The organism is Enterobacter sp. ZOR0014 (assembly GCF_000798855.1).
In the GTDB taxonomy this organism is placed as follows: domain Bacteria; phylum Pseudomonadota; class Gammaproteobacteria; order Enterobacterales; family Enterobacteriaceae; genus Enterobacter; species Enterobacter kobei.
On the sequence record NZ_JTLF01000293.1, the window covers coordinates 1 to 14,538 of the forward strand.

General features: G+C 55.6%; 10 protein-coding genes and 1 pseudogene. 9 read left to right on the top strand and 2 right to left on the bottom strand.

What is annotated here, in order from left to right; translation table 11 throughout:
* Positions 1-43 precede the first annotated feature (43 nt).
* Positions 44-628: pseudogene (locus L977_RS15400) on the bottom strand (molybdopterin-dependent oxidoreductase); the annotation flags it as partial.
* A 221-nt stretch (positions 629-849) separates the two neighbouring features.
* Between L977_RS15400 and yddG the strand changes: the two are divergent.
* The 3 genes from yddG (at position 850) to L977_RS15415 (ending at position 3,950) form a co-directional block, all read left to right on the top strand.
* The gene (gene yddG, locus L977_RS15405; RefSeq protein WP_047626107.1) at positions 850-1,728 is read left to right on the top strand and encodes an aromatic amino acid DMT transporter YddG; all 879 of its coding nucleotides are present in this window, start codon (positions 850-852) and stop codon (positions 1,726-1,728) included.
* A 621-nt stretch (positions 1,729-2,349) separates the two neighbouring features.
* Complete coding sequence (ompC, locus tag L977_RS15410; RefSeq protein ID WP_014883915.1) at positions 2,350-3,432, top strand: porin OmpC; 1,083 nt, start codon at positions 2,350-2,352, stop codon at positions 3,430-3,432.
* A 77-nt stretch (positions 3,433-3,509) separates the two neighbouring features.
* A complete protein-coding gene (locus L977_RS15415; protein ID WP_014883916.1) occupies positions 3,510-3,950 on the top strand; it encodes a GFA family protein in 441 nt (146 codons plus the stop codon).
* A gap of 34 nt (positions 3,951-3,984) precedes the next feature.
* Here the strand turns inward: L977_RS15415 and L977_RS15420 are convergent, their stop codons facing one another.
* Positions 3,985-5,472, bottom strand: a complete 1,488-nt coding sequence (locus tag L977_RS15420; protein WP_047626108.1) for an MFS transporter — start codon at positions 5,470-5,472, stop codon at positions 3,985-3,987.
* Between the two features lie 116 nt (positions 5,473-5,588).
* Here L977_RS15420 and L977_RS15425 point away from each other — a divergent pair, with 116 nt between their 5' ends.
* The 6 genes from L977_RS15425 (at position 5,589) to narI (ending at position 14,480) form a co-directional block, all read left to right on the top strand.
* Positions 5,589-6,164, top strand: coding sequence for a TetR family transcriptional regulator (locus tag L977_RS15425; protein ID WP_047027029.1), 576 nt, complete (start codon positions 5,589-5,591; stop codon positions 6,162-6,164).
* Between the two features lie 209 nt (positions 6,165-6,373).
* Positions 6,374-7,759 carry a NarK family nitrate/nitrite MFS transporter gene (locus L977_RS15430; RefSeq protein WP_014883919.1) on the top strand — a complete coding sequence of 462 codons (1,386 nt, stop codon included), beginning with the start codon at positions 6,374-6,376 and terminating at the stop codon, positions 7,757-7,759.
* 67 nt (positions 7,760-7,826) lie between these two features.
* Positions 7,827-11,567, top strand: a complete 3,741-nt coding sequence (locus L977_RS15435; protein ID WP_047626109.1) for a nitrate reductase subunit alpha — start codon at positions 7,827-7,829, stop codon at positions 11,565-11,567.
* Entirely contained in the window at positions 11,564-13,108 is a 1,545-nt protein-coding gene (gene narH / locus L977_RS15440) for a nitrate reductase subunit beta (RefSeq protein WP_032636429.1), read from the top strand. The genes L977_RS15435 and narH overlap by 4 nt, the downstream gene beginning before the upstream one ends.
* The gene (gene narW / locus L977_RS15445) at positions 13,108-13,803 is read left to right on the top strand and encodes a nitrate reductase molybdenum cofactor assembly chaperone (protein ID WP_047626110.1); all 696 of its coding nucleotides are present in this window, start codon (positions 13,108-13,110) and stop codon (positions 13,801-13,803) included. The genes narH and narW overlap by 1 nt, the downstream gene beginning before the upstream one ends.
* Complete coding sequence (gene narI / locus L977_RS15450; RefSeq protein ID WP_014883923.1) at positions 13,800-14,480, top strand: respiratory nitrate reductase subunit gamma; 681 nt, start codon at positions 13,800-13,802, stop codon at positions 14,478-14,480. The genes narW and narI overlap by 4 nt, the downstream gene beginning before the upstream one ends.
* The last annotated feature ends 58 nt before the right edge of the window (positions 14,481-14,538 follow it).

Consider the following 14,538-nt stretch of genomic DNA (forward strand, 5'->3'; position numbering starts at 1 on the left):
GACCAAATGTTGGAGCAAGACTTGCTACCGTTGGTCCGTGTCAGACGCGCGCCTGGTTATCAACCGCCAGCATGCCGAGAGAGCGCACAAATTTTTGCGTCAGCATGCCGGTTTCATTACTGGCCGCAGAGGCACATAACATACCGGTGGAAAGCCAGCGGTTTACCGTCACCCCCTCTGCATTCTTTTCAACAAAGTTGGCGTCGCGGTCGGCTTTCATCAATTTTGCAATACGGGAGAAGGCCTCATCCCAGGAAATACGCTGCCATTTGTCCGAACCTGGCGCACGGTATTCCGGATAACGCAGGCGGTTTTCGCTGTGAACGTAGTCCAGCAGACCCGCGCCTTTCGGGCATAACGCCCCACGGCTCACCGGATGATCCGGGTCCCCTTCAATATGATAAATCGCTTCTCTGGCGTTCTTCGCGCCATCACCCAGGCTGTACATCAAAAGCCCACAACCCACGGAGCAGTATGTGCAGGTGTTACGGATCTCTTTCGCGCGCAGCAGTTTATAGTTGCGTGCCTGAGCCAGCGCCATTTTAGGAGCGAATCCCAGCATAGCGGCTGTTGTTCCGGCCATACCGCCCGCGCAGATTTTAAAAAATTGTCTGCGGCTGACGTCCATTGTTGTCCTCGTGTTCAAATAAGACTTCGCGCCGCAAACTAACAGCAAAACCCCTTTTTTTTTTGCGTCAAATCAAGGTCGCGTGACTTCGCCCTCTTAATGGTCACCGCTCGCGCCTTCAAATAATCCTTTAGGGTTAAACACATGCGAGAATAATTCGCAACAGCGTCAGGATTAATGCTATATCTTTTTCCTTTGATTTTTTTAGCGATGAAGACGTAATGGACAGAAAGAGAGCAACGCTTATCGGGCTGGCAGCGATTCTGTTGTGGAGCACAATGGTGGGCCTGATTCGTAGCGTGAGTGAGGGGCTGGGGCCCGTCGGCGGTGCGGCGATGATATACACCCTCAGCGGATTATTGTGTCTGGTAACGGTGGGATTTCCTGATATTAAACGCTTTTCACCCAGGTATCTTATTGCCGGCAGCGTACTGTTTGTCAGTTACGAAATTTGCCTTGCCCTGTCGTTAGGCTATGCCGCCACGCGAGCGCAGGCCATTGAAGTGGGGATGGTCAATTATCTCTGGCCGAGCCTCACGATCGTCTTTGCTATTTTGTTCAACGGACAAAAATCAACGCTGTGGGTTATCCCCGGCTTAATCCTTGCACTGCTCGGTGTATGTTGGGTACTAGGGGGTGATCAAGGATTACACCCTGATGAAATAATGCGCAATATTGTATCGAATCCACTCAGCTATACGCTGGCTTTTGCCGGGGCATTTATCTGGTCCGCCTACTGCACGGTAACCCGTAAATTTGCTAACGGGCAAAACGGCATTACGCTGTTTTTTTTGCTGACGGCACTGAGCCTGTGGGTAAAATATGCGCTGAGCGATCAGCCGGAAATGGTCTTCACTGTTCCGGTTGTCGTGAAACTCGTTATGTGTGGTGTGGCGCTAGGGTTAGGTTATGCCGCCTGGAATGTTGGCATTTTGCACGGTAACGTCACGGTGCTGGCCGCCGTATCCTATTTTACTCCCGTACTCTCTGCCGCGCTTGCCGCCGTGCTGCTGAGTTCCCCCCTCTCTTTCTCGTTCTGGCAAGGCGCGCTGATGGTCTGCGTCGGGTCATTGCTTTGCTGGTACGCCACTAAGAAATAATTCCGAATCAGCTGTCGGGTAATATTCATCCCGACAGCAAAAAATTAACATAAATTTAATATTTGGGCGCGCGTTACGCTATTCTTCAGTTCGGTAGAGCGCGCGTTTAACTTCTGTTTATATTACCCTCTTTTCGTAAATTTGCGTCTCTTAATATTGACACAAACTGACACCGATATGTGATTAATTGCCGTCAAATACTCACAATATTAATAGCACAAAGTGCAATAGTATGTTTCTGTGTGTTTCTGGTTAAGCAACGGAATTTCCGTGCAATTGAGGGCGCAAGGCCGCCATTTTCGGTTAAATACACTCTGCCACTCCAACCAAAAGAACGGCATTACCGATAATTAACATATTTTATAACAACCCAATGAAACTATATTGACGAAAATAAACCCCACCCCAAATTAATTAAATACTCATCATTTCAGGCTATTTTTAGGCCATTTATCCGATCTCGATCACACTAAATGAAATTATTATTAATATTTTGAAACTTATTATTGAAAGAGGACTACAAGATTTTTAAAAATAACGTGCCATTGACGAGCAGCCTCGTTTAAAACTCGGTCAAAGTGGCTCAGGAAATACCTAAGAAAATTATAAGGAATATTTAAGATGAAACTTAAATTAGTTGCAGTGGCAGTGACTTCCATGTTGGCAGCAGGCGTTGTAAACGCGGCTGAAGTTTATAACAAAGACGGTAACAAGCTGGATCTGTACGGTAAAGTAACAGGTCTGCACTATTTCTCTGATGACGCTGGCAACGACGGCGACAAAACTTACGTTCGTCTGGGCTTCAAAGGTGAAACTCAGATAAACGATCAGCTGACCGGTTACGGCCAGTGGGAATATGAGTTCAAAGGCAACCGTTCTGAATCCCAGGGCACTGACGGCAGCAAAACGCGTCTGGCCTTCGCAGGTCTGAAATTCAACGAATTCGGTTCTTTCGACTACGGTCGTAACTACGGTGTTGCTTACGACATCGGCGCATGGACTGACGTTCTGCCAGAGTTCGGTGGTGATACCTGGACGCAGACTGATGGCTTTATGACTGGCCGTACGACTGGCGTTGCAACCTACCGTAACACCGACTTCTTCGGTCTGGTTGACGGTCTGAACTTCGCTGCTCAGTACCAGGGTAAAAACGATGACCGTAACATCACCGAAGCGAACGGTGACGGCTGGGGTCTGTCTTCTACCTATGAAATGGACGGCTTCGCTGTCGGTGCTACCTACGCGAAATCTGACCGTACTGACCGTCAGGTTGCTGCAGGTCGCGTAGCCAATACCGTTAACGCTGGCGGTGAAAACGCAGAAGTTTGGGCTGCTGGTCTGAAATACGATGCGAACAACATCTACCTGGCAACCACCTACTCTGAAACCCGCAACATGACCAACTTCGGTGACGGTTATATCGCGAACAGAGCTCAGAACTTCGAAGTTGTTGCTCAGTATCAGTTCGACTTCGGTCTGCGTCCATCCATCGCTTACCTGAAATCCAAAGGTAAAGATCTGGGTTCATACGGCGACCAGGATCTGGTTGAATACGTTGACGTTGGCGCGAGCTACTACTTCAACAAAAACATGTCTACCTATGTTGATTACAAAATCAACCTGGTTGACGACAACAGCTTCACCAAAGCAACTGGCGTTGCTACCGACAACATCGTTGCTGTCGGCCTGACCTACCAGTTCTAAGATTTGTCACGCTAAAAAGCCAGCCCATGTGGCTGGCTTTTTTTATACGGATTTCTGGCGTCAAAAAGGAGAACGCCATGCACCTGTTCAAAGGACGCTGCTTATGCGGAATGAGTCAGTTCAGCGTGAGCCTCAACCATTTTGATGTATATGCCTGTCACTGTACGCAATGCCAGAAGTGGTCAGGCGGTATTGCCATGTACCTTGAGACGCAGGGCGAGCCGCTTGTGGAGCAAGATTCCATTGCCCCGTCTCATTTCGCCTCATCCGCACGCGGAGAACGCTGGTTTTGTCCAGGCTGCGGCTGCCCGCTGTGGTTCAAACTGACCGCAACGGCGCGCTATTTTATTCCCTGGACGCTGCTTGAGATGAGCGAAGATGAACGACGTCGGCTGGTACTTGCAGCAGAAATCTATACTGAAACCCAACCCGCGTTTTTTGGCCTGACCGGGCAATACGCACGCTATAGCGGTTCAGAAATTGAAGCACGAGATGAACACTGCCTGCTAACGCCCTAAACTGCTGCCCGGCCAGCCTGCGCACCAGGCTTGTCTACTGCTTTGGCACCTTCGCCAGGCTAAACCACATTCCTGCCGCCAGCAGCAACAGCATGCCCCCCGCACTCCCCAGCGCCACGCTGTGGGAGGTAATAAACGCACTTTTCGCCGCCTCCGTCACCGAAACCGCCAGTGCTGGCGTGAGATCCTGCGCCACCTTCATCGCCTCGCCGATGGATGACGAGGCTTTGTCGACGAGAGACGCATTCAGCCCCTGCGGCAAATCAATCGACGCAGAGAAACTGCGGGTCAGCAGCAGACCAAAAATAGCGATCCCAAGCCCGGCCCCCAGTTCATAAGACATGGTTTCAATCGCCCCGGCAGCGGCGGCCTTTTCTTTCGGCGCGGCGGCCATGATTGCAGAGGTCGAGGCCAGCAGCGCGCTGGCGGCGCTGAAGCCCAACAGCACCATCAGGCTCCACGCCTGCCACTGCTGCGTGCTGAAATCGAGCATCGAGAGGCCGATGAAACTGACCGCGCTGAGCCCCATGCCACCCGCAGCGACAATGCGTAGCCCCAGACGCCCCACCAGTACTCCGGCGATCGGCCCGCTAAACCCGCTCGCCACCATGACCGGAAGCATAAACATGCCGGCTTCGAATGGCGTAAAGCCGTGAACGAATTGCAATTCCTGCGCCATCAGCAGCTCAAAGCCCACCAGCGCGATCATCGCCGTCATCGCCATCACCACACCGCTGAGAATGATGCGGTGACAAAACAGGCGCATGTCGATCATTGGCACGCGGGCGCGCAGTTGAATACGCACGAAAATCAACAGCATCACAGCCCCGGTAAGCAACGTACAGGCTACCAGCCACGGCGACAGCACGCCTTTCAACGCGGTTTTGGCGCTGTAGACCAGCAGCAGGATCGCCACAATCAGCATGATGGCATGGCTGATATTCAGCGGCTGCTCAGGACGCCCCTGTTGACGGGGTACAAAACGCGCGGCCAGCAACACCACCACCAGCACGATCGGGACGTTGATCAAAAACACCGATCCCCAGTAGAAATGCTCAAGCAGGATACCGCCAATCAGCGGACCAAATGCCGCCCCACCTGAACCCACGGCCGCCCAGACGCCAAGCGCGATATTACGATCCCGCGCGTCGGTAAACAGCGTGCGGATCCCGGCCAGCGTGGCCGGAATGATCATCGCCGCACCGATTGCAAGCGAGGCGCGCGCCGCAATCAGCCACCCGGCTGACGGTGCAAAGGCTGCCGCCAGGGACGACACCCCGAACAGCATGCTGCCGATCATTAACAATCGTTTAAACCCCATGCGGTCACCGAGTGCGCCCATCGGCAGCACCATACCCGCCATCACCAGCGAGTAGATGTCGATAATCCACAGTAATTCGTTACCGCTGGCGCCCAGCGTCATGCTCAATGTCGGCGCCGCCACGTGCAGCACCGTCGCGTCGATCGCGACCGGGATATAAACCAGCACGATAATCACTAACGCTAACCACTGACGAAACATAAATTTCCTTTTCATTTTAAACATGGACACATGTCCAGAATGCGATCCTACGTAAAGTTGAACGAGTGTCCAGCTTTTTGTTACACTCGTTTCATTCCCATTGAGAGTGAGTAAACATGCGATATCTGAGCAAGGATGAACGGCGGGAAGCAATCTTACAGGCCGCCATGCGCGTGGCGCTCGCCGAGGGGCTGGCGGCGATGACGGTGCGGCGCATTGCGACTGAAGCGGGCGTCGCTACCGGGCAGGTGCATCACCACTTTGCCTCCGGCGGTGAGTTGAAATCGCTGGCATTCGTTCGCCTGATCCGCGAGCTATTAGATGCCGACGTAGCGGATGAACGTGCCACCTGGCGGGAACGGTTGCACAGCATGCTCGGCAGCGACGACGGTAAGTTTGAGCCTTATATCCGCCTGTGGCGGGAAGCGCAAATTCTCGCCAGCCGGGATCCCGAGATCAAAGCGGCTTATGTCCTGACCATGGAGATGTGGCATCACGAGACGGTGGTTATTATCCGTGCCGGGGCGGAAGCAAGGGCATTCACACTCACCGATCGGGCGGAAAATATTGCCTGGCGTTTGATAGGGCTGGTTTGCGGCCTGGATGGGATCACCGTATTAAATATGCCGGAAATGGACGATGCGGCGCTAAATAAACATCTCGACAAACTTATCACGCTGGAATTGTGTTAATACTCCTTCTGGAGTATTAATTCCCGCAACACTTACAATTGGTAACATATTAAGCGCTCCGCAATTTCCATTCTCACCTCAGGGGCGCGCTTTTTTATCTATCCTTTCAGATGTATCCCAAAACATCCAATAAATCCAACAGCAAATTCTCACTCATCTTTTTGTTTTTACTTCTTTTTTCTTTCCATTAAGGTAAGCAAGAGGGCGCTATGTCGCAACAAAGTGAAAAGAATAATCCGCATCTGTTGAGTAACTGGAAACCTGAAAACGCGCAATTCTGGGAGAATAAAGGAAAACATATCGCACGAAGAAATCTATGGATTTCTGTGGCTTGCCTGCTATTAGCGTTTTGCGTCTGGATGTTATTTAGCGCCATCGCCGTCAACCTGAATAAAGTCGGATTTAATTTCACCACCGATCAGCTTTTTATGCTAACAGCATTACCTTCTCTCTCCGGTGCGATATTGCGCGTCCCCTACTCATTTATGGTACCGATATTCGGTGGGCGTTACTGGACGGTATTGAGTACCGTCATCCTGATTATCCCCTGCGTGTGGCTGGGAATTGCCATTCAAAACCCCGCGACGCCGTACTGGATCTTTATCATCATCGCCCTGCTCTGCGGATTTGCTGGCGCTAACTTCGCATCGAGCATGGGCAACATCAGCTTTTTCTTCCCGAAATCCAGACAGGGCAGTGCGCTGGGCATCAACGGCGGGCTGGGCAACCTGGGCGTCAGCGTGATGCAGCTGGTTGCGCCGCTGGTCATTTTCCTCCCGATGTTCACCTTCCTCGGGGTGCACGGCGTGCCACAGGAGGATGGCTCGACGATGTGGCTGGCAAACGCGGCCTGGATCTGGGCCCCCCTCCTGCTGCTGGCAACCATTGCGGCGTTTTTTGGCATGAACGATATTGCCAGCTCAAAGGCCTCCATCGCCAGCCAGCTTCCGGTCCTGAAACGCTTTCACCTCTGGCTGCTAAGCCTGCTCTATCTGGCGACCTTCGGCTCATTTATCGGTTTCTCGGCGGGCTTTGCCATGCTGTCGAAAACCCAGTTTCCGGACGTGAACATCCTGCACCTCGCCTTCTTTGGTCCCCTGATCGGCGCGCTGGCCCGCTCGGCGGGCGGGATGATCTCCGACAAACTGGGCGGCGTGCGGGTGACGCTGATCAACTTCGTCTTTATGGCGATTTTTAGCGCCCTGATTTTCCTGACGCTTCCGGGCTCAGGTTCAGGCAGTTTCTTCGCCTTCTATCTGGTGTTTATGGGGCTGTTCCTCACTGCCGGACTGGGCAGCGGCTCCACCTTCCAGATGATCGCGATTATTTTCCGCCAAATTACCCTCGACCGCGTCAAAAAGCAGGGCGGCACGGACGAGCAGGCGCAGCATGAAGCGGTGACCGAAACAGCGGCCGCGCTGGGCTTTATCTCTGCCATCGGCGCCGTGGGCGGCTTCTTCATTCCCAAAGCGTTTGGCACCTCGCTGGCGATGACCGGATCGCCGGTCGGGGCCATGAAAGTGTTCCTCGTGTTTTACATCGTCTGTGTCCTTGTCACCTGGCTGGTGTACGGCCGCAAATCGTCACAAAAATAATAAAGACCTCTTTGCCGGAGCGGGATGCAACCCCCTCCGGCCATGCTATCGAAGCAGGAGAAATGTCATGAGCAAACTGTTGGACCGCTTTCGTTACTTCAAAACTAAAGGCGACAGTTTCGCCGATGGGCACGGGCAGGTGTATCACACCAACCGCGACTGGGAAGACAGCTATCGTCAGCGCTGGCAGTTCGACAAGATTGTGCGCTCCACCCACGGCGTGAACTGTACCGGCTCCTGTAGCTGGAAGATTTATGTCAAAAATGGCCTGGTGACCTGGGAAACCCAGCAAACCGACTATCCACGCACCCGCCCTGACCTGCCCAACCACGAACCGCGCGGCTGCCCGCGTGGCGCAAGCTATTCCTGGTATCTCTACAGCGCCAACCGTCTCAAATACCCGCTGGTGCGCCGCAGGTTAATTGAACTCTGGCGAGAAGCGCTGGCGCAGCATACCGATCCGGTGCTGGCCTGGGATGCCATTCAGAACGATCCGCAGAAAGCGCAGAGCTACAGGAAAGCGCGCGGAAAAGGCGGTTTTATCCGCTCAAACTGGAAAGAGCTGAACCAGCTGATTGCCGCCGCCAACGTCTGGACCATCAAAAATTATGGCCCCGATCGCGTCGCCGGTTTTTCCCCTATCCCGGCGATGTCGATGGTCTCTTACGCCGCCGGGACCCGCTATCTCTCGCTGCTGGGCGGCACCTGCCTGAGCTTTTATGACTGGTACTGCGATCTGCCTCCGGCCTCCCCAATGACCTGGGGTGAGCAGACCGATGTGCCGGAATCAGCAGACTGGTATAACTCCAGCTACATCATTGCCTGGGGCTCGAACGTGCCGCAGACGCGTACCCCGGACGCCCACTTTTTCACTGAGGTGCGCTACAAAGGCACCAAAACCGTCGCCATTACGCCGGACTTCTCGGAAGTCGCGAAGCTGAGCGACCAGTGGCTGGCGCCTAAACAGGGCACCGACAGCGCTCTCGCCATGGCAATGGGCCATGTGATCCTTAAAGAGTTCCACCTCGATAACCCGAGCGACTACTTCCTCAACTACTGCCGCCGCTACACCGACATGCCGATGCTGGTCCTGCTGGACGAACAGGCCGATGGTCGCGTCGTACCGGGGCGGATGCTGCGGGCCTCAGACCTTGTCGACGGGCTGGGTGAAGCCAATAATCCTGAATGGAAAACGGTCGCCTTTGATATTGCCGGGAACCTGGTGGTGCCAAACGGTTCCATCGGCTTCCGCTGGGGAGAAAAAGGCAAATGGAACCTGGAGCCCCGGGCGGCAGGCCATGAAAGCGAGCTGACCCTCTCCCTGCTGATTACGCACGATAGCGTCGCAGATGTCGCCTTCCCCTACTTTGGCGGTAATGAGAACCCGCATTTTCGCAGCGTGAAGCAGGAGCCGGTGCTGACGCGCCGCGTGCCGAGCAAAACCCTGACGCTCGCCGACGGTCGCGAGAAACGGGTGGTCAGCGTTTACGATCTGGTGCTGGCGAACTACGGCCTCGATCGTGGTCTGCAGGACAGTAACGCCGCAGACAGCTATGACCAGATCAAAGCCTACACTCCCGCCTGGGGAGAGCAGATCACCGGCGTACCCGCGTATCTGATTGAAAAAATCGCCCGCGAGTTTGCCGACACGGCGCACAAAACGCACGGGCGGTCGATGATTATCCTCGGTGCCGGGGTGAATCACTGGTACCACATGGACATGAACTACCGCGGGATGATCAACATGCTGGTCTTCTGCGGCTGCGTCGGGCAGAGCGGTGGCGGCTGGTCGCACTATGTGGGCCAGGAGAAACTGCGTCCGCAAACCGGCTGGCTGCCGCTGGCCTTTGCGCTGGACTGGAACCGCCCGCCACGTCAGATGAACAGCACGTCATTCTTTTACAACCACGCCAGCCAGTGGCGCTATGAGAAGCTGACCGCGCAGGAGCTCCTCTCCCCGCTGGCCGATGCCACCCAATTTACCGGGCACCTGATCGACTTCAACGTTCGCGCCGAGCGCATGGGCTGGTTGCCCTCGGCGCCGCAGCTCAACCTGAACCCTTTGCACATTAAGGCACGTGCCGATGCGGCGGGCATGACGCCGCAGGACTACACCGTTCAGGGGCTAAAATCGGGTGACGTTCGCTTCGCCTGCGAGCAACCCGATAACGGCAAGAACCACCCGCGTAACCTGTTTGTCTGGCGCTCTAACCTGCTTGGCTCGTCCGGGAAAGGTCACGAGTACATGCTGAAATACCTGCTCGGCACCGAGAGCGGCATTCAGGGTGAAGATTTGGGTTCCACAGACGACGTGAAGCCTGAAGAGGTCGAATGGCAAACCGCAGCCATCGAGGGCAAGCTCGATCTGCTGGTGACGCTCGACTTCCGCATGTCCAGCACCTGTCTGTTCTCCGATATCGTCCTGCCGACTGCCACCTGGTACGAAAAAGACGATATGAATACCTCGGACATGCACCCGTTTATTCACCCGCTCTCAGCCGCCGTCGATCCGGCGTGGGAATCGCGCAGCGACTGGGAGATCTACAAAGGCATCGCCAGGGTCTTCTCCGAGGTGTGCGTCGGTCACCTGGGCACCGAAACCGACGTGGTTCTGCAACCGTTGCAGCACGACTCTCCGGCGGAACTCTCTCAGCCGTTTGATATCCAGGACTGGCGCAAAGGTGAATGCGATTTGATCCCCGGCAAAACCGCGCCAAACATTGCGGTCGTTGAGCGAAACTACCCGGAAACTTACGAGCGCTTTACGTCTCTTGGCCCTCTGATGGACAAGCTCGGTAACGGCGGAAAAGGCATATCGTGGAATACTCAGAACGAGGTCGATTTCCTCGGCAAGCTCAATTACGTCAAGCCCGACGGCCCGGCAAAAGGTCGTCCGCGGATTGAAACCGCCATTGACGCTTCAGAGGTGATCCTCGCCCTCGCGCCGGAAACCAACGGTCAGGTGGCGGTGAAGGCCTGGCAAGCGCTTGGGGAGTTGACCGGACGTGACCATACGCATCTGGCGCTGAACAAAGAAGACGAGAAAATTCGCTTCCGCGACATCCAGGCGCAGCCGCGCAAAATCATCTCCAGCCCAACCTGGTCCGGTCTTGAGAGCGAGCATGTCTCCTATAACGCGGGTTATACCAACGTTCATGAGCTAATCCCCTGGCGCACCCTTTCCGGTCGTCAGCAGTTGTATCAGGATCACACGTGGATGCGTGCTTTCGGGGAGAGTCTGGTGGCCTACCGTCCGCCGATTGATACCCGTAGCGTGAGCCATATGCGCGAGATCCCGCCGAACGGCTTCCCGGAAAAAGCGCTTAACTTCCTGACGCCGCATCAGAAATGGGGCATTCACTCCACCTACAGCGAAAACCTCCTGATGCAGACCCTGTCGCGCGGCGGGCCGATTGTCTGGATAAGCGAGACCGACGCGCGTGAGCTGGGCATTGAGGACAACGACTGGATCGAAGCCTTTAACGCTAACGGCGCCCTCACCGCCCGCGCGGTAGTCAGCCAGCGCGTGCCGCCGGGCATGACCATGATGTACCACGCTCAGGAGCGCATTCTGAACATTCCGGGCTCTGAAGTGACCGGCCGGCGCGGGGGGATCCACAACTCCGTCACCCGCGTCTGCCCGAAACCGACGCATATGATCGGCGGCTATGCGCAGCTGGCGTACAGCTTTAACTATTACGGCACCGTCGGCTCGAACCGCGACGAATTCATCATGATCCGCAAAATGAAAAACATTAACTGGCTGGATGGCGAAGGTCGGGATCAGGTACAGGAGACGAAAAAATGAAAATACGCTCACAGGTTGGCATGGTTCTGAATCTCGATAAATGCATCGGCTGCCACACCTGCTCGGTCACCTGTAAGAACGTCTGGACCGGGCGTGAAGGCATGGAATATGCTTGGTTCAACAACGTCGAAACCAAGCCGGGCATTGGCTATCCAAAAAACTGGGAAGACCAGGATGAGTGGCAAGGCGGCTGGATCCGCGGGATCCACGGCAAACTGACCCCGCGTCTCGGCGGCAAAATGGGCGTTCTGTCGAAAATTTTCGCTAACCCTGTTCTGCCGCAAATTGACGATTACTATGAACCCTTCACCTTTGATTATCAGGACCTGCATCGCGCCCCGGAGGGGGATCATCTCCCTACCGCTCGCCCTCGCTCGCTGATTGACGGCAAGCGGATGGATAAAATCGTTTGGGGGCCTAACTGGGAGGAGCTGCTGGGCGGTGAGTTCGAAAAGCGCGCCCGCGACCGCAACTTTCAGAAGATCCAGAAGGAGATGTACGGCCAGTTTGAAAATACCTTCATGATGTACCTGCCGCGCCTGTGCGAGCACTGTCTGAACCCAAGCTGCGTCGCCACCTGCCCGAGCGGTGCCATCTACAAGCGCGAAGAGGACGGCATTGTGCTGATTGACCAGGACAAGTGCCGCGGCTGGCGTTTGTGCATCAGCGGTTGTCCGTACAAGAAAATCTACTTTAACTGGAAGAGCGGTAAATCCGAGAAATGCATCTTCTGCTACCCGCGCATTGAGTCCGGCCAGCCGACCGTTTGCTCAGAAACCTGCGTCGGGCGTATTCGCTATCTCGGCGTGCTGCTGTACGACGCGGACCGCATTGAAGAAGCGGCCAGCACCGAGCACGAAACCGATCTGTACGAACGTCAGTGCGACGTGTTCCTGAACCCGCACGATCCGGCGGTCATCGAAGAAGCGCTGAAACAGGGCATTCCGGCGAACGTCATTGAGGCAGCGCAAAAATCGCCTGTTTATAAAATGGCGATGGACTGGAAGCTGGCTCTGCCGCTGCACCCGGAATACCGCACCCTGCCGATGGTCTGGTACGTGCCACCGCTGTCACCGATTCAGTCCTACGCGGATGCCGGCGGCCTGCCGCAGAGTGATGGCGTACTGCCTGCTGTCGAAAGCCTGCGCATCCCGGTGCAGTATCTGGCAAATATGCTTAGCGCAGGTGACCCAGGCCCGGTGCTGCGTGCTCTGAAACGTATGATGGCGATGCGCCACTACAAACGCTCCCAGACCGTGGAAGGCGTGACCGATACTCGCGCCATCGAAGAAGTCGGCCTGACCGAAGCGCAGGTTGAGGAGATGTACCGCTATCTGGCTATTGCGAATTACGAAGATCGCTTCGTGATCCCCACCAGCCACCGTGAAATGGCGCGCGACGCGTTCCCGGAGAAAAACGGCTGCGGCTTCACCTTTGGTGACGGTTGCCACGGCTCCGACACCAAATTCAACCTCTTCAACAGCAGCCGCATCGATGCCATCAACATTACCGAGGTGCGCGAACATGGGGAGGGAGAATAATGCAGATCCTCAAGATCGTCGCGCTGCTGATTGAGTATCCCGATGACACGCTGTGGGAGAACCGTGATGAAGCGCTCTCGTTGATTGCGCAGGACGCGCCCATGCTGCTGCCGTTTGCCCGACAGCACCTGAGCGCCCCGCTGCTGGATAAACAGGCCGAGTGGTGTGAAGTGTTCGAACGCGGGCGCGCGACCTCGCTGCTGCTGTTCGAGCACGTTCACGCCGAATCCCGCGATCGCGGCCAGGCGATGGTTGACCTGATGAGTCAGTATGAAAAAGCGGGCCTGGTGCTGGACTGCCGTGAACTACCGGATTACCTGCCGCTCTATCTGGAATATCTCAGCATCGTAACCGACGACGAAGCGCGTGAGGGATTGCAGAACGTCGCGCCAATCCTCGCCCTGGTTGGCGGTCGTCTGAAACAGCGCGGCGTGGCGCATTTTCAGCTGTTTGACGCCCTGCTCGCCCTCGCCGGAAGCCGCCTTTCAAGTGACAGTGTCACTCAACAGGTGTCAGGCGAGAAACGCGACGACACCCGCCAGGCGCTGGATGCCGTGTGGGAAGAGGAACAGGTGAAGTTTATCGAAGACAACGCCACATCGTGCGACAGCTCGCCGATGCAGCACTATCAACGACGCTTTAGCCAGGACGTCGCGCCGCAGTACGTGGACGTCAGTGCCGGAGGCCCAAAATGACACATTACCTGAACGTGTTTTTCTATGATATTTACCCCTACATCTGCGCCACCGTTTTTTTCCTCGGCAGCTGGCTGCGTTACGACTACGGGCAGTACACCTGGCGCGCCTCGTCGAGCCAGATGCTCAGCAAACGCGGTATGAACTGGGCCTCTAACCTGTTTCACATCGGGATCCTGGGGATTTTCTTCGGCCACCTGTTCGGCATGTTAACCCCGCACTGGATGTATGCCTGGTTTTTGCCCGTCGCGGTTAAACAGCAGTTGGCTATGATTGCGGGCGGGATTTGCGGCGTGCTGACACTCATCGGTGGGTCAATGCTGCTGATCCGCCGCCTGTTCAACCAGCGCGTGCGTGCAACGTCCACCACGCCGGATATCATCATCATGAGTATCCTGCTGATCCAGTGCATTCTTGGGCTGTCGACCATTCCGTTCTCCGCTCAGTATCCGGACGGAAGCGAGATGATGAAGCTGGTCGGCTGGGCACAGGGGATCGTGACGTTTAAGGGCGGCTCGTCGGAGATGTTAAGCGGCGTGGCACCGATCTTCCGCGTACATCTGGTGCTGGGAATGACGATCTTCCTTATCTTCCCGTTCACCCGCCTGGTCCACGTCTGGAGCGCGCCGTTTGAGTATTTTACCCGGCGGTATCAGGTGGTGAGATCGCGCCGCTGAGTGTGTCGGGTGGCGGCTACGCCTTACCCGCCCTACGTTCGAGCCCTTGCAGGCCCGG

Excerpts from the sequence above, each read along its gene's own strand:
- yddG (WP_047626107.1), top strand. The coding sequence starts at position 850 with ATGGACAGAAAGAGAGCAACGCTTATCGGGCTGGCAGCGATTCTGTTG.
- ompC (WP_014883915.1), top strand. The coding sequence starts at position 2,350 with ATGAAACTTAAATTAGTTGCAGTGGCAGTGACTTCCATGTTGGCAGCA.
- L977_RS15415 (WP_014883916.1), top strand. The coding sequence starts at position 3,510 with ATGCACCTGTTCAAAGGACGCTGCTTATGCGGAATGAGTCAGTTCAGC.
- L977_RS15420 (WP_047626108.1), bottom strand. The coding sequence starts at position 5,472 with ATGTTTCGTCAGTGGTTAGCGTTAGTGATTATCGTGCTGGTTTATATC.
- L977_RS15425 (WP_047027029.1), top strand. The coding sequence starts at position 5,589 with ATGCGATATCTGAGCAAGGATGAACGGCGGGAAGCAATCTTACAGGCC.
- L977_RS15430 (WP_014883919.1), top strand. The coding sequence starts at position 6,374 with ATGTCGCAACAAAGTGAAAAGAATAATCCGCATCTGTTGAGTAACTGG.
- L977_RS15435 (WP_047626109.1), top strand. The coding sequence starts at position 7,827 with ATGAGCAAACTGTTGGACCGCTTTCGTTACTTCAAAACTAAAGGCGAC.
- narH (WP_032636429.1), top strand. The coding sequence starts at position 11,564 with ATGAAAATACGCTCACAGGTTGGCATGGTTCTGAATCTCGATAAATGC.
- narW (WP_047626110.1), top strand. The coding sequence starts at position 13,108 with ATGCAGATCCTCAAGATCGTCGCGCTGCTGATTGAGTATCCCGATGAC.
- narI (WP_014883923.1), top strand. The coding sequence starts at position 13,800 with ATGACACATTACCTGAACGTGTTTTTCTATGATATTTACCCCTACATC.